Origin of the sequence: Oceanibacterium hippocampi, from assembly GCF_900172325.1 — a bacterium.
Taxonomy (GTDB): domain Bacteria; phylum Pseudomonadota; class Alphaproteobacteria; order Sneathiellales; family Sneathiellaceae; genus Oceanibacterium; species Oceanibacterium hippocampi.
The window spans coordinates 2,045,505-2,068,049 of record NZ_FWFR01000001.1 but is presented as its reverse complement, the minus strand read 5'-3'; the positions used below and the strand labels follow the sequence as shown (position 1 = coordinate 2,068,049).

At 67.9% G+C, this 22,545-nt stretch carries 16 protein-coding genes; 10 read left to right on the top strand and 6 right to left on the bottom strand.

Features of this window, described 5'->3' with window-relative positions; all coding sequences use genetic code 11:
• Nucleotides 1–67 precede the first annotated feature (67 nt).
• From OCH7691_RS09815 to OCH7691_RS09780, 8 genes are all read left to right on the top strand, one after another.
• Nucleotides 68–1,078: a LacI family DNA-binding transcriptional regulator gene (locus OCH7691_RS09815; RefSeq protein WP_085883189.1), complete on the top strand. Its 1,011-nt coding sequence runs from the start codon at nt 68–70 to the stop codon at nt 1,076–1,078.
• 118 nt (nt 1,079–1,196) lie between these two features.
• On the top strand, nt 1,197–2,372 hold the full coding sequence (locus OCH7691_RS09810; protein ID WP_085883188.1) for a YbfB/YjiJ family MFS transporter: 1,176 nt from the start codon (nt 1,197–1,199) through the stop codon (nt 2,370–2,372).
• 136 nt (nt 2,373–2,508) lie between these two features.
• Entirely contained in the window at nt 2,509–2,919 is a 411-nt protein-coding gene (locus OCH7691_RS09805; protein WP_085883187.1) for a hypothetical protein, read from the top strand.
• A 129-nt stretch (nt 2,920–3,048) separates the two neighbouring features.
• Nucleotides 3,049–3,366 (top strand): hypothetical protein, encoded by a 318-nt coding sequence (locus OCH7691_RS09800; RefSeq protein WP_085883186.1) that lies wholly within the window; start codon nt 3,049–3,051, stop codon nt 3,364–3,366.
• A 185-nt stretch (nt 3,367–3,551) separates the two neighbouring features.
• A complete protein-coding gene (locus tag OCH7691_RS09795) occupies nt 3,552–5,249 on the top strand; it encodes a glutamine--tRNA ligase/YqeY domain fusion protein (protein WP_085883185.1) in 1,698 nt (565 codons plus the stop codon).
• A gap of 382 nt (nt 5,250–5,631) precedes the next feature.
• Nucleotides 5,632–7,404 (top strand): N-acetylglutaminylglutamine amidotransferase, encoded by a 1,773-nt coding sequence (locus OCH7691_RS09790; RefSeq protein WP_085883184.1) that lies wholly within the window; start codon nt 5,632–5,634, stop codon nt 7,402–7,404.
• Nucleotides 7,405–7,424: 20 nt separating this feature from the next.
• A complete protein-coding gene (ngg, locus tag OCH7691_RS09785; RefSeq protein WP_217807883.1) occupies nt 7,425–9,197 on the top strand; it encodes an N-acetylglutaminylglutamine synthetase in 1,773 nt (590 codons plus the stop codon).
• Nucleotides 9,194–10,321: an osmoprotectant NAGGN system M42 family peptidase gene (locus OCH7691_RS09780; protein WP_085883183.1), complete on the top strand. Its 1,128-nt coding sequence runs from the start codon at nt 9,194–9,196 to the stop codon at nt 10,319–10,321. Before ngg ends, OCH7691_RS09780 begins: the two co-directional genes overlap by 4 nt.
• Before the next feature lie 32 nt (nt 10,322–10,353).
• Here the strand turns inward: OCH7691_RS09780 and OCH7691_RS09775 are convergent, their stop codons facing one another.
• Together OCH7691_RS09775 and OCH7691_RS09770 are read right to left on the bottom strand one after the other, a co-directional pair.
• Entirely contained in the window at nt 10,354–10,881 is a 528-nt protein-coding gene (locus OCH7691_RS09775; protein WP_139839606.1) for a hypothetical protein, read from the bottom strand.
• A gap of 139 nt (nt 10,882–11,020) precedes the next feature.
• The gene (locus OCH7691_RS09770; RefSeq protein WP_085883181.1) at nt 11,021–12,010 is read right to left on the bottom strand and encodes an NADPH:quinone reductase; all 990 of its coding nucleotides are present in this window, start codon (nt 12,008–12,010) and stop codon (nt 11,021–11,023) included.
• Nucleotides 12,011–12,241: 231 nt separating this feature from the next.
• Between OCH7691_RS09770 and OCH7691_RS09765 the strand changes: the two genes are divergently transcribed.
• Nucleotides 12,242–13,108, top strand: a complete 867-nt coding sequence (locus tag OCH7691_RS09765; protein ID WP_085883180.1) for a radical SAM protein — start codon at nt 12,242–12,244, stop codon at nt 13,106–13,108.
• A 16-nt stretch (nt 13,109–13,124) separates the two neighbouring features.
• Entirely contained in the window at nt 13,125–13,976 is an 852-nt protein-coding gene (locus OCH7691_RS09760) for a trypsin-like serine peptidase (RefSeq protein ID WP_176244983.1), read from the top strand.
• Nucleotides 13,977–13,984: 8 nt separating this feature from the next.
• Here OCH7691_RS09760 and OCH7691_RS09755 read toward each other — a convergent pair whose 3' ends face one another.
• The 4 genes from OCH7691_RS09755 to OCH7691_RS09740 all read right to left on the bottom strand — a co-directional run bounded on the left by OCH7691_RS09755 (nt 13,985) and on the right by OCH7691_RS09740 (nt 22,532).
• Nucleotides 13,985–14,320: a hypothetical protein gene (locus OCH7691_RS09755; RefSeq protein WP_085883178.1), complete on the bottom strand. Its 336-nt coding sequence runs from the start codon at nt 14,318–14,320 to the stop codon at nt 13,985–13,987.
• A 94-nt stretch (nt 14,321–14,414) separates the two neighbouring features.
• Nucleotides 14,415–18,800 carry a translocation/assembly module TamB domain-containing protein gene (locus OCH7691_RS09750; protein WP_085883177.1) on the bottom strand — a complete coding sequence of 1,462 codons (4,386 nt, stop codon included), beginning with the start codon at nt 18,798–18,800 and terminating at the stop codon, nt 14,415–14,417.
• On the bottom strand, nt 18,800–20,749 hold the full coding sequence (locus OCH7691_RS09745) for an autotransporter assembly complex protein TamA (RefSeq protein ID WP_085883176.1): 1,950 nt from the start codon (nt 20,747–20,749) through the stop codon (nt 18,800–18,802). Before OCH7691_RS09745 ends, OCH7691_RS09750 begins: the two co-directional genes overlap by 1 nt.
• A gap of 136 nt (nt 20,750–20,885) precedes the next feature.
• A complete protein-coding gene (locus OCH7691_RS09740; RefSeq protein WP_085883175.1) occupies nt 20,886–22,532 on the bottom strand; it encodes an ABC transporter substrate-binding protein in 1,647 nt (548 codons plus the stop codon).
• Nucleotides 22,533–22,545: the final 13 nt, after the last annotated feature.

Genomic DNA, 22,545 nt, shown 5'->3' with positions numbered 1-22,545 from the left:
TCTGGAAGTAAACGTTTACATGTGCAGTCTGGATGCTAGATAGCGTTCAAGGGGCCTGTCAAGTTCGATGAAGAAAGTATCCGGAATTCTCGACGTCGCGAAACGGGCGGGCGTTTCGTCCGCGACCGTCTCCCGCGTGCTCAGCGGGCGCGGCGTCGTCACCCAGGAAACGCGGTCGAAAGTGATGGCCGCGATCAGCGAGCTGGGGTTCCAGCCGAACCACATGGCCCAGGGCCTGCGCCGCGGGCGCAGCAACACCGTGGCCCTGCTGGTCGGCGATATCGAGCAGGGCGTCTATGCCTCCCTGACCAAGCATGTCCAGCCTGCGCTGGAAGCCATCGGGCTCGACCTGCTGCTCTACAACCTCGGGCACAGCGCCAGCCGGCTGGCCAACATCCTGGCGCGGGCCGACGCCATGCGGCTTCACGGGATCATCGTCGCGACCAGCGACCAGCTCAACGAGGAGGCGATCGAGACGCTCTCTACGCGGGTCCGCGACAACGCGCTTCCGGTCATCGCCGTCGGCCTGTCGCTGCAGAGGCACGGCATACCGTCGATCATCTACGACGACCGGCGGGCGACCCGGACCTCGACCGAATTCCTGTTGCAGACCTACCCGGGACCCGCCGCCTATCTCGGCCGCATCAGGGGGTCGGCGTCCGGCAGCGAGCGCTATCGCGGCTATTGCGATGCCCACGCGGAACGGGGAATAGTCCTCGACGAACGACTCGTCTGGGATTCGGCCTACCGCTACAAGGCGGGCTTCGAGAGCGTCGAGCGGGCCCTCCGTGACGGTATCGTCTTCCGCTCGCTGCAGACCGGCAGTGACGAACTGGCGCTCGGCGCGATGGCCGCGGTCCGGGCGCACGGCCTCCGCATCCCCGCGGATATCGCGGTGGTCGGCATCGGCGACATGGAATCGGCCGGCTATCTCTCCCCCCCGCTCACCACCCACGGCGGCTTTCCGGACGTGGTGGCGCAGACCATCGCGGACCTGCTCGAGGATTTCCGGCTTCACCGGCCGGTCGAGATGGTCACCATGCTGGAGCGGCCCTTCGTGAAACGCGTGTCGGCCTGAGCGGGCTCACTGCGCCGTCCCGGCAGGCTGGATTTCATCGGCCTGCGGAAAGCAGTTCTGCCCGTCATGGCGCGAAATTTTCCGCTCGGATCGCGGCGAGACACGCTAACTTGCCGCGATGATCGAAAGCGCAACCGGCGGTCGAGCCCGCCCTCTCGGGATTGCAATCGGCGGCTTGCTGGCGCTCGCCGCGGCCATGGGGATCGGCCGTTTCGTGCATACGCCGATCCTGCCCTACATGGTCGCCGGACTCGGTCTCGACGAGGCCCAGGCCGGCCTGCTCGCCTCGGCCAACTTCCTCGGCTACCTGCTCGGCGCGATGGCCGCCTCCATCGGCCGGCTGCCGGGCGGACGGCGTGCCTGGTTCCTTGGCGGCCTGCTCGCCAGCGCGCTCTCGACCGGGGCGATGGGTCTGGTCGGCTCGATGCCGCTGTTCCTGTCTCTCCGTTTCATCGGCGGTTTCGCCAGCGCCTTCGTGCTGGTCTTCTCGTCGGCGCTGGTCCTGCATCGCCTGGCGCTGGCCGGCAGGGCCGGGCTCAGCACCGTGCATTTCGCCGGCGTCGGCAGCGGCATCGCCCTGTCCGCCGTGCTGATCGCGATCCTCGGCGGCGCCGGCCTCGACTGGCACGTGCAGTGGCTGGCGAGCGGCGCCCTCGCATTGCTCGCCTTCATCCTCGTCACCCGCCTCGTGCCGGACGCGCCCGACGGCCTGCCGGCGGCCGCGAGCGCCGGCGCTCCGGCGAAGGTCGACCGGCGGCTCAAGGCGCTGATCGCCGCCTACGGGCTGTTCGGCTTCGGCTATGTCATCACCGCGACCTTCCTGTCGACGATCGTGCGGGTATCGCCGGAGATCCGGGCGCTCGAACCGGTCGTCTGGCTGGTCGTCGGCCTCGCCGCGATTCCCTCGGTCGCGTTCTGGGCCTGGATCGGGCGGCGCCACGGCAACGACCGGAGCTTCGCCCTCGCCTGTTTCGCCCAGGCCGTCGGTGTCGTCCTCTCGACCGTCGCGACCAGCGGCATCGCCGTTCTGCTGTCGGCCTTTCTGCTTGGCGGCACGATCATGGGGCTGACGGCGATCGGCTTCATCCGCGCCGGCGAACTCACGACCGGCGACCAGCGCCGGGTCATGGCGGTCATGACGGCGGTTTTCGGCGTCGGGCAGATGATCGGCCCGACTTTCGCCGGCTACGCCTACCGCTTCACCGACAGCTTTACCCCGCCGACCCTGATCGCCGCGGCCGCCCTGGTCGTGGCCGGGCTTCTGGTCATCGTCGTCAGGCGGCCCGGCAGCTAGGCCGACCACCGGGAAATTTGCGCCGACACGTCTTCCAACATGTATATTTTGTATTAGATATGCATCGTTGGCGTGTATCCGGTTCCCGGTGAGCGTGGCCGACACGGCATCCCCGGCAGGGCGAAAGAGGTTCCGCTTGTTCGAGATCACACGGCTCCGCCGTGCCCCTGACGGTTTCCATATCCGTTTTCATGGCGCTTTCGAGATTGCCGACCTGAGCGCGGCGGTGGAAGCCGTCGCCGACTTGGCCGTGCCGGGCGGACCGACCCTGATTCTCTCGACCTTTGATAACGAGGCCGACATGATCGCCCGCCATGCGGAGATCGATGCGGGCGCGGCGCGCGCCCTCGCGGCGACGCTTCGCCGCCCGCTCGAGATCATCGGGCCGGGACGCGGCGCCGCCGTTCTCGTGAACGATTTTCCCTTTGCGACCGGGCGCATGTTCAGCGGTTACGTCGAGGGGGTCAGCCGGCGCGAATTCGCGGTGTTTCGCGAGGTCGCTTCGGCCCGGCGGTGGCTCGGCATCGATATCCCGCCGGCAGGTTGATCCGGATGGGAGCCGCGCGCGTAAAGCAACCAGCCACACGGTATATCAGAACATCGGGCGCGCCGACGGCGGCCGTCCGGGACGCTTCGGCCGGGCAGTCCGGCCGCGAGATCCGACAGGGGTAATCAGTTGTTCGAAATCAGCCGCATCAGCAGCAATCCGGACGGGTTTCTCGTCCGCTATCACGGACCGGGCAAGCTCTCCGAGTTTCGCCTGGCGTTGCGGCGCATCGCCGAACTGACCACACCGGGCGGCCCGACGATGATCCTGTCGATTGTCGAGAAGGACGCCGCGATGGCGATCGACGAGACAGAGTTCGATTCCGTCGGCGCGAGGCGGCTTGCCGTCGAGATGAGCAGCCTGCTCGCCGCCATCGGACCGGGCAGAAGCGCCTCCGTACTCAGCGAGGATTTCGCCTTCGCCGTCGCGCGCATGTACGGCACCTAATCTCGAAGGCGCGTCCGATCGCGAATTCGCCGCATTCCGCAGCCTGGCGGGGGCCCGCGAATGGCTGGGACTGAACGCGCCCGGCTGAACCGCCGCCGGCAGCCCCTTGACCTTGGCCAGCGCATCGGACAGAGAAGGACGCCAATCGCCGCGGACGCCCTCGTCCGCGATCAGGAGCGCAGTCGATGAGCCAAGCCGAGACCGGCGTCGGTAGCCGGGACGAATTGACAGATTTCATCCGCGAGATCGTGCGCGGCGATCTCGAGGCGGGCCGGGTCGGCCAGGTCGTCACCCGCTTTCCGCCGGAACCGAACGGCTATCTGCATCTCGGCCACGCCAAGTCGATCTGCCTCAACTTCGGGATCGCCGAGAGTTTCGGCGGACGCTGCCATCTCCGCTTCGACGACACCAATCCGACGAAGGAGGAAGCGCGCTATATCGAGGCGATCAAGGCGGACGTCGCCTGGCTCGGCTTCGACTGGGGCGAGCATCTCTACTTCGCCTCCGACAATTTCGAGCAGCTCTATGCCTGGGCCGAGCATCTGATCAGCGCCGGCAAGGCCTATGTCGACGATCTCGACGCGGAGCAGATCCGTGAGTACCGCGGCACCCTGACCGAACCCGGCCGCGAAAGCCCCTACCGCGACCGCGGCGTGGCGGAGAATCTCGACCTCTTCCGCCGCATGCGCGCCGGCGAATTCCCGAACGGCGCCCGCGTGCTGCGGGCGCGGATCGACATGACGTCGGGCAACATCAATCTTCGCGACCCGGTCCTCTACCGCATCCTGAACGCGCCGCATCCGCGCACCGGGACCGCCTGGCACATCTACCCGACCTACGATTTCGCGCACGGCCAGTCGGATGCGATCGAAGGGATCACCCATTCGGTCTGCACGCTCGAATTCGAGGATCACCGCCCGCTTTACGACTGGCTGATCGAGAACCTGCCGACCCCGAGCCGGCCCCGGCAGTATGAATTCGCGCGCCTCAAGCTGACCCATACCGTGCTCTCCAAGCGCCGGCTGATCCAGCTTGTCGAGGAAGGCCACGTCAGCGGCTGGGACGATCCGCGGATGCCGACACTCTCGGCCATGCGGCGGCGCGGGGTCCCGCCCGAGGCGCTCCGCGACCTCGCGCACAAGGTCGGCGTCACCAAGTCGGACAGCACGGTCGAGATGTCCTTCGTCGATTACTGCATCCGGGAAACGCTGAACAATTCGGCGGAGCGGCGCATGGCGGTGCTCAACCCGCTCAAGGTCGTGATCGAGAATTACCCGGAAGGCGAGACCGAGACCCTGACCGCCATCAACAACCCCAACGATCCGGAGGCCGGAAGCCGCGAGGTGCCGTTCTCGCGCGAACTCTATATCGAGCGCGACGATTTCATGGAGGATCCGCCGCGCAAGTTCTTCCGGCTCGCCCCGGGACGCGAGGTCCGGCTTCGCTACGCCTATTTTCTGACCTGCACCAGGGTCGTGAAGGATGCGGCCGGGGAAATCGTCGAACTGCGCTGCACCTACGATCCGGCGACCAAGGGCGGCGACGCCCCGGACGGCCGCAAGGTCAAGGGCACCCTGCACTGGGTCTCCGCCAGCCATGCCGTTCGCGCGGACGTACGGCTCTACGACCATCTGTTCAACCGCCCCGACCCCGGCGCCGAGGGCGACTACCTGGCCGACCTCAATCCCGATTCGCTGGTCGTGCTGAACGATTGCCGGCTCGAGCCCTCGCTCGCCGAGAGCACCGTCGGCAAGGCCGTCCAGTTCGAGCGGCTCGGCTATTTCTGCCGCGATCCGGAGACGACGGCGGACGGCCGTCCGGTTTTCAACCGCACGGTCGGCCTGCGCGACAGCTGGGCAAAGATCCAGTCAAAGGGCGGCTGACGGCCGCCAACCACGGCCACGGCCGGATGCCCCGCCCCGCGCCGTTCGGACGCGGCGCCGACGCTTCGCGCGCGCGATCGCACCTGCCGACATCCAAGCGTTCGAAACGGATTCATAGTGTGAAGATGAACAAGCGTATATATTCAACACTACCATTTCAATAAAAAATCACGATCTTCCACCCCATACCGGTCACCGGGGCGCGTCCGAAAATCGCAGCTCTTCGGTGGAACTTTATCGTCGTCAAATCCGTTCATCCATGCGCGATGTTCAGTGAACTGTTCTGCGCATTTTTCAGGACGTCTTTCTTCGAGAGCGCTTCGTACGCTTTCGTTTGGAAAGATTGACACGATTATTACTGTGATGTGGCGGGATCGTTATTATGTGCGGAATTTGTGGCGACTTGCGATTTGACGGGGCAATTGCCTCGACGGACGCCGTCGGGCGGATGATGGAGCGAATGGCCGCGCGCGGCCCGGAAGATGCCGGAATCGTCGCCCATGGCCGGGTCGCCCTCGGTCACCGCCGGCTGAAGATCATCGACCTGAGCGACCACGGCCAGCAGCCCATGTCGGATCCGGACCTCGGCCTGACGCTGGTCTTCAACGGCTGCATCTACAATTACCGGGAGCTTCGCGAGACGCTCGAGGGCAAGGGCTACCGCTTCTTCTCGAACAGCGACACCGAGGTCATCCTGAAGGCCTGGCATGCCTGGGGCGAGGACAGCGTGGCGCGCCTGAACGGCATGTTCGCCTTCGCCATGCTGGAGCGCGACAGCGGCCGTCTGACGCTCGCCCGCGACCGGCTCGGGATCAAGCCGCTCTATATCGCCGGCCGGCCGGACGGCCTGCGCTTCGCCTCGTCGCTGCCGGCCCTGCTCGCCGCCGGCGAGGTCGATACCGGGATCGACCCGGTGGCGCTGCATTTCTACATGAGCTTCCACGCCGTCGTCCCGGCCCCCTTCACGATCCTCGCCGGCATCCGCAAGGTGCCGCCCGGCACGCTCATGCGCTACGAGGCGGACGGCACCCACCGCAGCCGGCAATACTGGTCGCTCGCCTTTGAACAGGATTCCGCCGATCTCGCGACCTCGGCGGAGGAATGGAAGGAACGCCTGGGCGAAGCGCTCCGGCTCGCCGTCTCGCGCCGCATGGTGGCCGACGTGCCGGTCGGCGTGCTGCTTTCCGGCGGCGTCGATTCGAGCCTCATCGTCGGCCTGCTCGCCGAGGCCGGGCAGCAGGGGCTGAACACCTTCTCCGTCGGCTTCGAGGCCGCCGGCGGCGAGAAGGGCGACGAGTTCCGCTATTCCGACCTGATCGCGCAGCATTTCGGCACAGAGCATCACCAGATCTTCGTGCCCACCGACAGGGTTCTCGAGACCCTGCCCCGGACCTTCCAGGCGATGTCGGAACCGATGGTCAGCCACGACAATATCGGCTTCTTCGTGCTCGCCGCCGAGGTCTCCCAGCATCTCAAGGTGGTGCAGAGCGGCCAGGGCGCCGACGAGGTCTTCGGCGGCTATCACTGGTATCCACCGCTGATGGACAGCAACGACCCGGTCTCCGACTATGCCTCGGTCTTCTTCGACCGCGGCCATGGCGAATTCCTCGAGGCGGTCCATCCCGATCGCCAGGACGAGGATTTCAGCCGCGCCTATGTCGCCGGTCATTTCGGCCTGCCGGGCGCCGACCGGGCGATCGACAAGGCGCTGCGTCTCGACACCACGGTGATGCTGGTCGACGACCCGGTGAAGCGGGTCGACAACATGACAATGGCCTGGGGGCTGGAGGCGCGGGTGCCGTTCCTCGACCATGAACTGGTCGAGCTGGCCGGCCACATCCCGGCCGAACACAAGATCCGCGACGGCGGCAAGTGGATCCTCAAGGAACTTGCCCGCGACGTCATCCCGGCCGCGGTCATCGACCGGCCGAAGGGCTATTTCCCGGTGCCCGCGCTCAAGCATCTGCAGGGCCCCTATCTCGATTTCGTCCGCGACGCGGTGACCAGCGACCGGGCGCGGGAGCGGAAGCTGTTCAACGCCGAATATGTCGACCGGCTGCTCGAGGAGCCCAGCGCGCATATCACCCCGCTGCAGGGCTCGAAGCTCTGGCAGGTCGGCATGCTGGAGATGTGGTTGCAGGAACACGGGCTCTGACGGCGCCGGAGGAGATGACGATGATGGCGCAGAACGCCGAGGAACGGGATCCGCTGGACGTCCGGCACATGGCCTCGCTCAAGCACTGGGGGGCGCGGCCCGAACATGCCGGCGACGGCGCCATGCCGCGCGAGGTCGCCATCGAGTGCGGCTGGGGCCGGCTGATCTTCGGCCAGACCTTCGACGATCCGGCCCGGCTCGCCGCGGCGCTCGACGCCGAGGAAAAGGGCCGCCGGGACGTCGCGCTCTACATCCGCGAACCGCATGTTGTGCTCTCGCATGCGCCGCAGTCGCTGTTCATCGACCCGTCGCTGACCTATCGCCTGCCGCTCCGCCGTTTCGACGGGCCGCACGAGGCACTGTCCGGCATCGTCATCCGCCCGCTGGCCAGCGAGGCCGAGGAAGCGGCGATCAACCGCATCTACCTGAGCCGCCGGATGGTGCCGGCCGACGCCGGCTTCTACTGGTCGCAGCGGGATTCCGAGACCGTCGTCATCCTGGTCGCCGAGGATATCGCCGACGGCCAGATTGTCGGCGTCGTCACCGGCGTCGATCACCGCGCTGCCTTCGGCGATCCGGACAACGGCGCCAGCCTGTGGGCGCTCGCCGTCGACCCGCAGGCCCGCCGGCCGGGTATCGGCGGCGCCCTGGTGATCCGCCTCGCCAGCCATTTCAAGGCGCGCGGGCGGAGCTTCATGGATCTCTCGGTGATGCATGACAATGCCGAGGCGATCGCGCTTTACGGCAAGCTCGGCTTCGAGCAGGTCCCGGTCTATTGCCTGAAGCGCAAGAACCCGATCAACGAGAAGCTCTTCATCGGCCCGGCCCAGGACGAGGACCTCAACATCTATGCCCGGATCATCGTCGACGAGGCCCGGCGGCGCGGCATCGGCGTCGAGGTCCTCGACGGCGCCGGCGGCTTCTTCCGGCTGACCTATGGCGGCCGCTCGATCACCTGCCGGGAAGCCCTGAGCGAGCTGACCAGCGCGGTCGCGATGAGCCGCTGCGACGACAAGACGGTGACCCGGCGGGTCCTGGCGAAGGCCGGCCTCACGGTGCCGGAACAGATCGTCGCCGGCGACCCGGCGGAGAACACGGCCTTCCTGGAACGGCATGGCCGGATCGTCGTCAAGCCGGCCCGTGGCGAGCAGGGCCGCGGCGTCTTCGTCGACATCTCGACCGAAGAGGGACTGGCGGATGCCCTGAAGGAGGTCTGCGCGCTCAGCGACTGCCCGGTACTCGAGCAGTTCGTCGACGGCGAGGATCTTCGCGTCGTCGTCATCGACCACAGGGTGGTGGCCGCCGCGATCCGCCGCCCGGCGCGGATCGAGGGCGACGGCCGGCACAGCGTCCGCGACCTGATCGAGAAACAGAGCCGGCGCCGTGCCGCCGCGACCGACGGCGAGAGCGCCATCCCGCTCGACGAGGAAACCGAGCGCTGCGTCCGCCTCGCCGGCTACACGCTCGAGGATGTGCCGCCGGCCAACGAGGCGATCGTCGTGCGCAAGGCCGCCAACCTGCATACCGGGGGCACGATCCACGACGTGACCGAACAGCTCCATCCGGCGCTCGCCGACGCCGCCGTCCGCGCCGCGCGGGCGCTCGACATGCCGGTTGTCGGACTGGACTTCATGGTCACGAACCATCGCGAACCCGATTACGTCATCATCGAGGCGAACGAACGGCCAGGCCTCGCCAATCACGAGCCGCAGCCGACCGTCGAGCGTTTCGTGGACCTGCTGTTCCCGCAATCGCGGACACAGCCCAGACAGGACAAGGGGAGCGCCGCGTGAGCGACTACGAAATCGACGCCGGATATCTGCAGCATGTGCTGGAAAGCCTGCTCGCCTGCCCGAGCCCGAGCGGCATGACCGATGCGATCGTGCGCCAGACCTGCCACGAGCTCGACATGCTCGACATCCCCTACGAGCTGACCCGCCGCGGCGCCATCCGGGCGACGGTCCGGGGCAAGGGCGAAGGCCCGACCAGGGCGATCGCGGCGCATCTCGACACGCTTGGCGCGATGGTCAAGGGGATGAAGCCGAACGGGCGGCTCAGGGTCGTGCCGATCGGCACCTGGTCGGCGCGCTTCGCCGAGGGCGCCCGGGTCAGCATCCATTGCGAGGACGGCCTGCAATATCGCGGGACGATCCTGCCGCTGAAAGCCTCGGGCCACACCTACGACACCGAGATCGACAGCCAGCCGTCGGACTGGGGCAACCTGGAAATCCGCATCGACGCCCGCTGCCACAGCGAGGAAGACATCGCCCGATTGGGCATCCGGGTCGGCGATTTCGTCGCCATCGATTCGGTGCCGGAATTCTCGCCGGAAGGCTTCATCAACGCCCGCCACCTGGACGACAAGGCCGGTGTCGCCAGTCTGCTGGCGGCCGCCAGCGCCGTCCAGCGGTCGGGCATCACCCCGGCGGTCGATTCACATCTCCTGTTCACCATCTCCGAGGAAGTGGGCGTCGGCGCAAGCAACGTCCTGCATGGCGAGGTGGCGGAAATGGTGGCGATCGACAACGGCACCATCGCACCGGGCCAGTACACCTCCGAATATGGCGCGACGATCGCGATGAAGGATTCGAGCGGCCCCTTCGACCGCAACCTGACGCTGTTCCTCGAATCGCTCTGCCAGTCGCACGACATCCCCTACTCGCGCGACGTCTTCCTGCATTACCGGAGCGACGCGGCCGCCGCGCTCGAGGCCGGCAACGACATCCGCACCGCGCTGCTCTGCTTCGCCCTCGACGCAAGCCACGGCTACGAGAGGACCCATCGCGATTCGCTGATTGCGATCGCCCGCCTGCTCGCCGCCTACATGCTGGCCCCGCCGATGTTCGCGAAGGAGGAAATGGCGCTCGGCCCGCAGTCGGAATTCCCGCTCATCGAGGGCGTCGCGACCGACGACTGAAAACCCGGGATCGGGGCGCGACCCGGAAGGCGTCAGTGCAGGGTGGCCCTGGCGGCGAAGACGTACTCGTCGGACGGCGGGCAATAGCCCGTCCCGGTGTCCGGATAGCGCGGCAGCAGCATGTCGTTGTCGTGCAGCACCGCAGCGAGACAGCTAGCGGCGGCCAGGACCGGCGCGGCCGGGCCGCTGCCGGTCAGTTCGACGATCGTCGCCTCCGCCTTGTTGCCGTTGCCTTCCTGGCAGGCCGAGACGAGGCGGAGAAGCCGCTGCTCGTCATCCGACAGCACGGCGCAGCTTGGCGGCGCATAGGAAATACGGCGCGAGGCGGCCCCGGCGAGGCTGCGCACCAGCATCTGCATGGCGTCCCGCGCGGCCCGCGAGGAGGCCTCGCCCAGGCGCGGCAGGTAGCTTTGCCGGGCCAGCGACATCTGCTGGCTGTCGCGGCTCAGGAAACCGATGATCCAGTGCCGGAATGACCGGATCAGCAGCCGCTCGTTGTCGCTGAGCGCGTCGACATCGGAGGCGGGAAAGGCAACTCTACTCGGGGCAACGGCAGACATCGAACTCTCGCGGAATGACTTGGCCATAATCCAGCCAGGGAAGACTATTGAGAATGATTATCACCTGCAAACTCATTCTCGAACGCCCGCGAGACCGCGCGGCCGACCGCCCTCCCCGACGGACATCCCATTTTAGCACTCACTGGGCAGAAAAATCGACCAGTACGCTACCCCGTATCCGACCTTCCTCGATCGCCCGGTGGGCGGCGGCGATCTGATCCAGGGAAAACCGGGCACCGACCCGGCAATCGAGGTCGCCGGCGATCAGTGCCTCGGTGACCGCCGCGAAGGCCCTGTCCTGCGCCGCCTTCGGCAGCGCGTAGATCGCGATCATGTGAATCGAGACGCCGAGATACATCAGGCTGTGGAACGGCAGCGACGGTTCCGGGGCGGCATCCGAGGCATAGGTCGCGATGACCCCGTTGGCCGCGATCAGCGAGGCCGCGACCGGCAGGTTGCTGCCGAAGGCGACATCGACCAGGCGCTCGACACGGCCGCCGAGGGCATTCCGTACCTTCGCGGCGAGATCCGGATCGTCGGCGAGAAAGACCCGCCCGGGTGGCAGGGGTGCCAGCTCCGCCCGGTCGCCGTCCCGGCGCACGGTGGCCGCGACCTCCGCACCCTGGCGGAGCGCCATGCGCACGGCCATGCGCCCGACACGCCCGGCGGCACCGGTGACCAGCACCTTCTCGCCCGCCCTGACGCCGCCACCGGCGGCGAGCGTGGCGTGCGCGGTGACCGCCGGGACGCCGAGCGAGGCGCCGAGTTCCAGTCCCGCGCCGGCCGGCAGCGCGATCGCCTGGCGCGACGGCAGCACGGTCCACTCGGCGGCGGTCCCGCCGGCCCGGCCGGCCTGGGCGCCGAAGATCCAGACCTGCTCGCCGATCCGGGCCGAGGAAACCCCCGGCCCGACCGCGTCGACGACGCCGGCACCGTCATTGTTCGGCACGATGCGATCGTGGCCTTTCAGGTCGCGACCGGTCTGGCGACGCTTCACGTCGGTCGGGTTCACCGCGGAATGGCGGATCCGTACGCGGACCTCGCCGGGGCCGGGTTCCGGATCGGGCAATTCGCCGACGATCAGAACCTCCTCCGCCTTGCCCGGCTTTTCGTACCATGCGGCGCGCATATGTTCCTCCTGATGGATCCTGTCGGGCGGTGCCGAAGATCACGGTTTGACCCGCCGGCCCCATTGCACTATCTCAGCCGGACGCTGGCCCGGTTCGGGGCGCGAAAAAACCCCGGAACGATGATGTCAAATGGCAATGCCATATGATAATGGTCGGGTTCTGGAAAGCCGCGACGCGCTTCGGCGAGCGGCCTGTAAGCCGGCGTACCGGCAAGTGACAAGGAGAACGGCATGAGTATCCTGGTGGGCAGGAAGGATGGCCGGTTTGAGATCAAGGCGCTTGAAATCCACATCACCCATGCCTGTAACTTGCATTGCGACGGCTGTCGGCACTACAGCAATTATAATCACAAGGGCGAACTCTCGCTGGATCAGTACAAGGACTGGCTGAGCAGCTGGGCCGAGCGCGTCACGCCGCGCAAGTTCCGCCTGCTGGGCGGCGAACCGACGCTCAACCAGCAGCTCGTGCCGATGATCTACTACGCGGCCGAGCTCTGGCCCGACGCGACCCGCCAGCTCACCACGAACGGCTATTTCCTGCATCGCCACGAGGGCCTGATCGAGGCGCTGACCGCGACCAACACCCGCGTCGCGCTGACCATCCACTCGAAGGACCCGACCTACATGAAGCGGGTCCGGGAGTTCGAGGACGCGCTGAACATCCACGGCGAGAAGACCGGCGTTAACCTGTTCCACAACGACCGGACCGACGTCTGGAGCCATTATTACAAGGGCGTCGGCTCGACGATGCGCCCGTTCGACGACAAGAATCCGCGCCAGAGCTGGGAGAAATGTCCCTGCCGCTTCTGCCCGCAGATTCACGAGAACCGGCTCTGGAAATGCCCGCCGATCGCCTATCTGCCGATGCAGCTGAAGAAATTCGGCCTGACCGATCACCCGCAATGGCGCGACTACGCCCGCTATGACAGCCTGGGACTGGAAGGCAGCGACGCCGAGTTCGAGGATTTCCTCACCCGCGAGGAAGAGCCGATCTGCGGCATGTGCCCGGCCAATCCCGTCTATGTCCAGGAAAAGACCATGGACTGGAAGAAGGAATTCCGCGTCGAGGAGCCGATCACCTCGGACGCCGCCGAGTAACGGCGCCGGGCGCGCCGTGTCGCGACGGCTCGTTTCCGGCGCGGCCCTCTTCTGTCTCACGCTCGTCCTTGCCCTTTCCGGGCCGGCGCCGGCCGGCGCCGCGGGGCTCGGCGAGGACGTCGCCGGGGTCCAGGCGCGGCCGGTGGTCGATGCCGGCGCCTGGCCATGGCGAACGATCGGCCGGGTCAACCTGTCCGGCCAGGGCCATTGCACCGGCACCCTGATCGGCGAACGGCTGGTGCTGACCGCTGCCCATTGCCTGTTCAATCGCCGCACCGGACGCTGGTATCCGCCGGAATCGGTACATTTCGTCGCCGGCTACCAGCGCGGCGACTACAGCGCGCATGCCCGCGCCGCCAGTTACCGCACCGGGCAAGGCAAGGATTTCGACCCGGCCCGCATGGAAGCGGTTGTCCATTTCCCCGCCGACTGGGCGATCCTCACGCTGGACGCCCCGCTCGGCCGCAAACTCGGCTATCTGGGCCTCGCGCGCCTGGAACGCCGGAACTTGGCCGCGGCGCGCGAAGGCGGCGCCTTCGCGCTCGCCGGCTATCCCCGGGTGCGGCGCCACGCGCTCTCGCTGGCCGACGATTGCGAACTGCCGGGCTTCGTTAGCGGCCTCGAACTCATTGCCCATCGCTGCCCGAGCATGCCGGGCGATTCCGGCGCCCCGCTGCTCTGGCATCATGACGGCGATTACCGGGTCGCCGGCGTCTCGAACGGCCGTGCCGGGGCGACCGGCGGCAGCGTCGGCACGGCGGTGCCGGTCAGCCGCGCCGAGGCGGCGTTGCCGGGCCTCGACTGGCAACAGGACAGCCGCCTGCCGTTCCCGGCGACGGCGGGCGATACCGGCCTTGCAGGAAAATAGGCCGGTCGTCAGCCCTTGAGTTCGAAATAGCCGCGCTTCAGCGCATGGCGGAGCGCGCCGAAGCCCTCGAGCGCCTCGACATAGTTGCCGCGGGCGGCCCGGAGCTCGTCGAGCAAGGCGCCGGTCGCCTCCGGGGTGGCGGCGCCGAGGGCGACCACCTTGGCGAGATAGGCGGCACGGAGTTCCGACACCTTGACGGCGACCGCGAGGAAGCGTTCGGCATCGATCCGGCCGATCGTCTCGCCGATGGCCTTGCTGTTGGCGCCGCGAATGCCCTGTTCGAATTGCTGGAACAGCCGCTGTTCGTCGAGTTCGTGCTGAAAGCTGTCAAGTTCGTGGCGCATGGTCCGATACCCTTTCCTGGGCCCGCTACCACTATCGCCCGCAATCGTTAACCAAGCCTTTCCGCTGCCTGTACCGGGCTGCGCCTGGCGCCGCTCAATAGTCCCATTCCATGCGGACGCCGACGTTGCCCTGGGACTGCGCGCCGACGCTGCTCTCGACCGTGATGTTGGGCGTCACCTCGACCTCGACCGTCACCTTGCTGGAGCCCGCCTCGGCGCCCTGCTTGACGCCGACGAAGACCCCGTCGGCGACATAGCGTCCGGCCTCGACCGCCGGGCCGCCGCCCGCATCGCCGCCGGAGAAGCGCAGCACGTCGAGACCGAGCCGGTCGCGGACGTCGCCCACGTAATCGCGGCCGCCACCGCCGACTCCGGCGAGCTTGGCGGCCGACGCGGCGAGCTGGGCGGCCTCGAGGGCCGAGAGTTCGCCCGCACTCTTGCCGAACAGGAGCCGGGCGATCACCTCGTCCTGTGGCAGTTCGGGCTCCGAGCTGACCGCGATCTCCGGCTTCGAGACCGGCCCGGTCACCGAGACGATCGCCTTGAAGCTCTGGTCGCCGGCCGACGCCTCGATATCGACTTCCGGTTCTTCGGCCGGCGCATTCTCGAAGCTGATCGTGCCCTTGTCGAAGGTGAAGGAACGGCCCAGCAGATCCATCGTGCCGCGCCGGAGCCCGAGTGCCCCGCTCGCCGACGGGTCGGCGGTGGTACCGCCGACATCGATCTCACCGCCGAACTCGACATCGATGCCGCGGCCGCGAACAAAGACCCCCTGCGGGACCAGAACCTTGACGTCGAGCGCGGCCGTCATCGCCACGGCGCCCTCTTCCTCCGGCGTCGGCTCGTTGACCGGCGTGCCGTTGTTCACTTCCCGGATCTCGACCGTCGGGATGTCGACCGGCAGCGTCTCGGGAATACGGATCTCGGCGCTGTCGATCGTCACCGTCCCCGCCAGTTCCAGCGCGTCGAGCCGGCCATCCAGACCGAGATCGGCACTGGCGACGACGGTGGCGATGTCGAGGGCGGCGAGCTGGGCCTTGTCGGCGCGGAGCTTCAGCGCACTCGTCCAGACCCCGTCCGAGCCCAGAACCAGCGACCCCTCGCCGCCGATCGTGCCGCCGTTCGGCGTCGTCGCGCCGAGCGTCGTCAGTTCGAGACGGTCGCCGGAACCGGTCGCGGCAACCGTGATGTCATCGATCCGGAGGCCGAGCAGGGAATCCTCGAACACGCCGTCGGCAAGGGCAAGACGACCCTCCACGATCGGCGTGCCGGCAGTTCCGCGAACCCGCGCATCGAGATCGAGACGGCCGCCGACGCGCCGGTCCTCCGGGAAGATCCAGACGCTCAGTTCGGCAAGGTCCGAGCTGGCGCGGATGTCGCCGGCCAGTTGACCGTCGTCACGCGGCGTGAAGGCGAACGGCATGAGCGTCAGGTCGGCGCCCAGCGTCGCCTTGCCGTTGATATCGAGCGCCGCGCCGCCACCACCCTCGATCGCCGCCTCGAGCAGGCGGTCGCGATAGCCGAAACGGAGCGTCAGGTCGAGCGGCCGGGCGCCGCTGTCCTCCAGCGCCTCGACGATCAGGCCGGCGACCCGCACCTCGCCGTCGAGAACCGGCGCGGCGACAAGGCCGTCCAGATCGAGACGCGCCGTCAGGGTCCCTTTCGGGATCACCGGCGGATCGAAGGCCGCGAGCAACCCGAGCGGCAGGGCGTCGATGCGGATGGCGCCGGAGGCTTTCTCGCCCGCGAGCGCGAGATCGGCGCCGAGCCGGCCGCCGCCGACGTCGAGGAGCAGGCCGTCGAGGGCGAGATCGGTCGCCGCGCCGCCGTCGCCGCTGCCGCCCATGGTCAGCCGGAAGGGCTTGCCGGCGGCGAAGTCGATACTGCCGAAGGCACCCGAGAACTGCGCGATGTCAACCTGTTGGCCGGTGTCGACAGCCCCGTAGCGGCCCGCCGTCTCGACCCGGAAGGGCATTTCCGCCTCGCCGCTGGCCGAGGCCCGGAAGCTCACTGCGCTGAGCGCGCCGGCAACCGAGGCTTCCGCCTCCGCGATCCGCGCGCCGCCGGCATCGAGGTCGCGCAGGCTCGCCGAAGCATCGATGCCGTCGAGGGCCAGCAGGTCGCCGACCGCGCCGCTCGATTCGATCGAGCCCACGGTCAGAACGCTTTCGCCTTCCAACCGCAGATCCTCGGCGCGGAGGCCGTAACCGAGGCCCTGGCGGCCGTCGGCGGTGAGCAGGATGTCGGCCCCCAGCCGGCCGCCGATATCGAGTCCGGCGAGGCGACCGGCCGGCGTCAGGTCAGAGGCGCGGATGCGCACATCGCCGGACGCCAGCATGGTCTCCGGATCGAGCTGCAACTCGGCCTCGATATCGGTACCCGGCAGGCTGACGCGGACAGCGTCCACGGAGATGCGCCCGTCCTTGCCGGTACGCAGGTCGCCCCGCGCGGTTATCTCCTGATCGCGAAGCCGCGCGGCGAGATCCAGGTTGGCGGACGGCCCATCCGCCGGCAATGCGCCGGTGACGGTTGCCTTCAGCGCCTGCAGGCGCTCCGCCCCGTAGACGAGTTCCGGCGAGGAAAGCACGACCCGCGCGGTCGGCGCCTCGATCGTGCCGCTCGCGGTCGCGGCGATGTCGAGCCGCCCGGCAAGCCCGTCGATCCTGAGCCGGGCAAGGTCGCTTAGCGCGATGTCGGCCTTCGCCTTGAGCGCCCCGTCGGCCGCGAGACGACCGTCGGCGGTCAGCGACAGACCGTCCAGATCGAGTGAAAGGGAAGACAGGTCGACCGCCCCGTCGGCCTGCCAGGCGGCGCGCGCGCTCCCGCTCGCGCCCTTCACGAGCAGGCGGTCTGCCTCCGGGATGCCGAGCTTCAGCGGCGCGAGGCGGTAGCGGATATCGGCCGATCCGGTCGCCCCGAAGTCGCCGAGATCGGCGCCGATGTCGAGGCCGCCGGCGCCGCTGAGCGCGATCCCGGCAAGCGCAGCGTAGCGGTCGAGCGTGGGTGCATCAAGACGGGCCGAGATGCGTCCCTCGCCGCTGTCGAGCGCCAGTTCACCCTCGCCGCCGAGCGTCGCCGCGGCGGCCTGAAGCGCGATCCGCTCGAGCCGCAACTGCTGATAGGCGCCATCGAGCGACCCGGCCGCGTCGAGGGTGACGCCATCGGCCAGCAGCGGATCGAGCGCCGGATCGCCGAGCGTCGGGCGCGCGATCACACCGGCCAGCGTGAAGGCAAGCGCGCCGTCCTGGCCGGTCGTCGCCTGCAGGTCGAGCCTGACGCTGTCGGCTGCCATGCTGTCAAGCCCCGGTGAACCGAGCGTCATCCGGGCCTCGACGGACGGCGACGAGATCGTGCCGCCCGCATGGCCGTCGAGGCGGCCGTCGCGGAAGACGGCGCCCCCGGTGAGATCGGCAAGCGCTGCCCCGTCGGGCAGCAGCAGGCTGTAGCGCATGTCGAGATCGCCGGCCGTCGGATCGACAGCCCCGGAAAGCCGGAGCTGTCCAGCTGGAAGATCGAGCGACAGGACGATTTCCCGCGCGGCGCCGGCGTCGTCGACGGTCGCGGCAAGCGAGAGCGAGCGGACCTCGCCTGCCGCCTCGAGGGCCTCAGGCGGCAGCAGGGCGGCCACGCGCCCCCTGCCGGTCAGCACCAGCCGATGCGCCCCGCCTTCGACCGCGCGGATGCTCAGCGGCCCGTCAAGGGCAAGGTCCGGGCCTGCCGCGAGCGCGATATCCCCGGTCCAGTCCGAAAGCGACCCGTTGCCCGTGACGGCGAGCGACACCGGCGGACGCCCGTCGAGCGCCAGCAGGCCGGCGACGATCCCGTTCTCCGGTTCGGCGAGATCGAGCGAGAGCTGGAGCCGGTCGGTGGCCGGCGCGAAGCCGAGATCGAGGGCGAGTGTCCCCTCGCCCCCTTCGATGACCTTGCTGCGCACCGTCGCCGTCATCTCCGGCAGCGCCCGGAGCAGGCTGGCCGAGGCATCGAGGTCGATCGCCATCGCCTGCCCGAACAGGGGCTCGCCGAAGCCGATCCGCTCGGCCGTCAGGCTCTCCAGCACGATATCGACGGGAAGTTCCGGCAGCAGGCCGCCATCGCCAGCGGGCTCGGCCGGCGCCGGTTCGGCGGGCGGCAGCTCCGGCGCGCGCAGGATATCGAGATTGCCGAGCGCCAGCCGCCCGACCTCGACGCGGCGGTCGAGCAGCGCCCCGGGCCGCCAATCAAGGTCGAGGCGGTCGAGGCTGAGGAATGGCCCCCTGCCATCGGCCAGACGCAAGCCGGTGACGCTGAAGCGGCCGCCGAGCGACCAGTCGAGCGCGTCGATTTCCAGCCTGACGCCGGCCTCGGCCGCCGCGTCGACGGCCAGCGCGATCGCCTTCCGCCGGGCATAGTCGCTGTCGAGCAGGGCCACGACGGTCACGCCGAGCGGAACCAGCAGGACCAGGACGATGAGCAGGATACGGATCAGTCGGCGACGCATCATCAGAAAGCCTGCCCGATGCTGACATAGACGGCGAACGGCTCGTCATCGTCCTCCGGGTTGAGCGGCAGGCCGACATCGAGCCGCAGCGGGCCGAAATCGGTGTAGTAGCGGATGCCCACGCCGGCCGCCCATTTCAGGCCGCCGTCGAGATCCGGGAACTGGTTGTTGTAGACGTTGCCGGCATCGACGAAGGGCACGATCCCGTAGTCGCCGAAGCGCATGCGCAGCTCGAGCCCGGCTTCGACCAGCGACCGGCCGCCGATCGGCGTCCCGCCCGAATCCTTCGGCCCGACCTCCTGGAAGCCGTAGCCGCGGATCGAGCCGCCGCCGCCGGCAAAGAGCCGCTTGTCGGCCGGGACCGCGGCGCGGTCGGCGCCGACCAGCACGCCGACCGTCGCGCGCCCGGCAAGGATCATCGAGGGTTCGTTGGCGAGCTTGAGGTAGCTGCTGTTCCGCCAGGTCAGCCTGGCGAAATGGTCGTCGGCGCCGGCGAGCACGAGATAGGGCGTGCCGGTCAGGCTGGAACGCAACCCGCGGCTCGGATCGAGCAGGCTGTCGGTGTTGTCGAAGCGGAGCGTCGCCGGCAGGCCGAGCAGCAGGAAGTCGTTCGTCTCGTTCTCGTCCTCGAGCTGGGAATATTCCAGCGAGGTGCCGAGCCGCCCGTTCCAGTATCGGCCGAGCGGGCGGGCGACCGCGACCTGCGCCTCCGTCGCCCGCCGGGTAAAGGCGTCGGGATGTTCGAGCAGGGTGCTGGCGCGGATCTCGAGCTGCTGCTTCGGCATCAGGAAATCCGGCTTGGTCAGCAGCGATTCCAGCAGATAGTCCATATCGTCGAGACCGGCACTCCCCTCCGCCGCGATCCGCGACAGGCGGCCGCTGATCTTCAGCCGCTCGGCGCCGCCGAACAGGTTGCGGTGGCCCCAGAAGGCGTTGACGCCGAAACCCTCGCCGGTCGAGAAATCGCCGCCGAAGCCGACGAAACGGCGCGGCGTCTCGCTGACGGTCAACAGCACATCGGCCGTCGCCTCGGGCTCCTCCTCACCCTCGCCCTCCGGCGGATCGAGATTGACCTTGATCGAATCGAAGACATCGAGTGCCTGCAAGTCGCGCCGGTAGGCCGCGAGTTTCGCCGGGCTGTAGTAATCACCGTGCTCCCAGGTCGCCCGCCCCCGCAGCAGCGAGGCGTCGACCGCCCGTCGGCCCTTGACCTGCAGATCGCCGAAGCGGATGCGCTGGCCGGGCTCGGCCACGTAACGAACCGTGACATCGGTCGTTGCGTGATCGACCACGACCGTTCTTTTACCCATAGTCGCAAAGGCATAGCCGGCGTCGTTCATCGCCTGCTCGACCTCGGTCTCGGCATTGAGGATGTCGGCGGCGCGGGCCGGCGCACCGACCTCGAGCGGCATCGCGAAGCTCTCGGCAACCGTTGCCGGCATGCCGTCCGTGACCACCGAGACGATCCGGTAAAGCGGCCCGGTTGCAACCCCGACCACCAGCGTTTCCGGGTTCGCCGCAAGATTCCCGGCCTGTCCCCTGCCGACCTCGATGCCATCCGCCTGGACCACGACGGCGCCCGCGTAATAGCCCTCGGAGCGCAGTACCGCGTCCAGCCGCTCCCGTTCCTGCTCGGCCCGGCGGATCAGCGCCGGGACGCTGGCCGGCGGCTCCTCCCGCCGTTCGTTCAGATAGGAGGCCGCGAGCAGCCGGTCCTGCAGCGCCGCGTCGTCGACGCCGACGATCTCGACCTCATAGGCGGCAGCAACCCCGGCAGGAAGGGTCAGCGGAACGGCGAGGACGAGCAGGACCAGGATCCCGGCCCGTGCCGATTGCCGGTATATCGCCTCGCAGAACGACAGGATCGAACGTCTCCGGCCACGGCGGTCGATTTTCGCGAAGGCTTTCCCGACCCGCGGCGTCGTCGGAAAAATCCGGCCCCCGTTTAACATAGTGTTGTCCGCAATGCTGCCGGGACAAGCGCTTCCCCGCACCCGATACGCGCTTCGGACCGGCAACCGAGGGTGCAAACGAAATGGGGCGGCGCCAAGGCGCCGCCCCACCTGCCCCGCAGGGAATACCTGGCGGTCAGGCCTCCATGCCGATCTCGTTCATGAAGAGATAGAGGGTCGGATGCATCTTGAAGCCCTTGACCTTCTTGTCATAGGCCACAAACACCGAACGCCAGAGCGGCTGCACGATCGGCCCGTCCTCCTGCATGATGGTCTCGAGCTGGGCCATGAGATCGCGGCGCTTCTCGACGTCGAGAACGCCCTCGGCCTGGGTCAGGAGCGCATCGAACTCCGGATTGGAATAGTTCGATTCGTTCCACGGCACGCCGGTACGATAGGCGAGGCCGAGCACCATGAAGCCGAGCGGACGATGGGTCCAGTTGGTGAAGCCGAACGGCACCTTGGTCCAGATATCCCAGTACTGGGCCGACGGCATCACGTTGATGGCGACGCGGATGTTGGCATCCTTCCACTGCTCGACCATCGCCTGAACGGCGATCAGCTCCCATGCCGGGTCCTTCTTGACCGCGATCTCGACATCGATGCCGTCCGGATAGCCGGCGTCGGCAAGCAGCTTCTTCGCGGCCTCGACATCACGCTTCATGAACTCGAGCTTGGCATAGTCCGGATGGACCGGGCTGACATGGTGATGCTCGCCCGGCGCGCCGAGACCGCGATGGCCGAGTTCGAGGCAGCGCGGGGTATCGATCGCAAGCCGCATCGCCTTGCGCACCTTCGGATCGTCGAAGGGCTTCACGTCGGAATGCATGCGCGCCACGCCGGTCTGCGCGGTCACCGCCTGGTAGACTTCCAGGTGCGGAATCGCCTTGAAGGCATCGATTTGGCTGACGTCGCCCTCGAAGATGCCGTCGACCTGCTTGGAAGCAAGCGCGTTGATCGCCGCCGACGGGTCATCGCCGAGATCGATGAACTCGACGGTGTCGAGATACGGGCCGTCGCCCCAGTAGTCGCTGCGCGCCTTGAGGACCGACTTCACGCCGATCTCGTGTTCGACCAGTTCGAACGGACCCGTGCCGTTCGAGCCGACACCGAAGGTTCCGCCGCCTTCCGGATCGAGGATCAGCGCCGGATAATGGAACAGATGCTCCGGCACCGCGACCTGGGCTTCCTTGAGATTGAGCCGGAGCGTATGCGAATCGACGAGCTCGATCGCGTTCGCGTCCCAGAGCACGGACTTGCCGTCCTCCTCTTTCATCAGGTAGCCCTGCATCAGGCCGACCACGGAGGAGCCGGTCGCCGGATCGAGCATCCGCTTCAGGTTCCAGACCGCGTCTTCGGCCGTGAACTCGCGCCCGCTATGCCACTTCACGCCCTGGCGCATCTTGAAGTCCCAGGTCAGCAGGTCGTCGCTCACCGTCCAGCTTTCCGCCAGGTAGGGACGCGTGACATTGTCGGTGCCAGTCTTGGTCAGATATTCGCAGACCTGGCGGGTGACGTTGGAATCCTGCACCCAGGAGAAGGTGTGCGGGTCCTTGACGTCGAGCACGCGCATCGAGATGCGGATCGTGCCGCCCTTGGGAATCGCCGCCTGCGCGGGGCTGGCAAAGGGAAGGCCGCCAACCTTGCCGGCAAAGGCATAGGCGGCACCCGCCGAAAGGCCGAGGAGCGTGGAATAGCGCAGGAACTCGCGGCGCTCGATCTTGCCGTCGGCAAGCTGCTCCTTCAGCTTCAGGATATTGGAACTTTCCTTGGTCTCAGACATACGATGACCTCCT

Bases quoted from the DNA above. Each gene is read 5' to 3' on its own strand.
- OCH7691_RS09815 (WP_085883189.1), top strand. From the start codon at position 68: ATGAAGAAAGTATCCGGAATTCTCGACGTCGCGAAACGGGCGGGCGTT.
- OCH7691_RS09810 (WP_085883188.1), top strand. From the start codon at position 1,197: ATGATCGAAAGCGCAACCGGCGGTCGAGCCCGCCCTCTCGGGATTGCA.
- OCH7691_RS09795 (WP_085883185.1), top strand. From the start codon at position 3,552: ATGAGCCAAGCCGAGACCGGCGTCGGTAGCCGGGACGAATTGACAGAT.
- OCH7691_RS09790 (WP_085883184.1), top strand. From the start codon at position 5,632: ATGTGCGGAATTTGTGGCGACTTGCGATTTGACGGGGCAATTGCCTCG.
- ngg (WP_217807883.1), top strand. From the start codon at position 7,425: ATGATGGCGCAGAACGCCGAGGAACGGGATCCGCTGGACGTCCGGCAC.
- OCH7691_RS09775 (WP_139839606.1), bottom strand. From the start codon at position 10,881: ATGTCTGCCGTTGCCCCGAGTAGAGTTGCCTTTCCCGCCTCCGATGTC.
- OCH7691_RS09770 (WP_085883181.1), bottom strand. From the start codon at position 12,010: ATGCGCGCCGCATGGTACGAAAAGCCGGGCAAGGCGGAGGAGGTTCTG.
- OCH7691_RS09765 (WP_085883180.1), top strand. From the start codon at position 12,242: ATGAGTATCCTGGTGGGCAGGAAGGATGGCCGGTTTGAGATCAAGGCG.
- OCH7691_RS09755 (WP_085883178.1), bottom strand. From the start codon at position 14,320: ATGCGCCACGAACTTGACAGCTTTCAGCACGAACTCGACGAACAGCGG.
- OCH7691_RS09750 (WP_085883177.1), bottom strand. From the start codon at position 18,800: ATGATGCGTCGCCGACTGATCCGTATCCTGCTCATCGTCCTGGTCCTG.
- OCH7691_RS09745 (WP_085883176.1), bottom strand. From the start codon at position 20,749: ATGTTAAACGGGGGCCGGATTTTTCCGACGACGCCGCGGGTCGGGAAA.
- OCH7691_RS09740 (WP_085883175.1), bottom strand. From the start codon at position 22,532: ATGTCTGAGACCAAGGAAAGTTCCAATATCCTGAAGCTGAAGGAGCAG.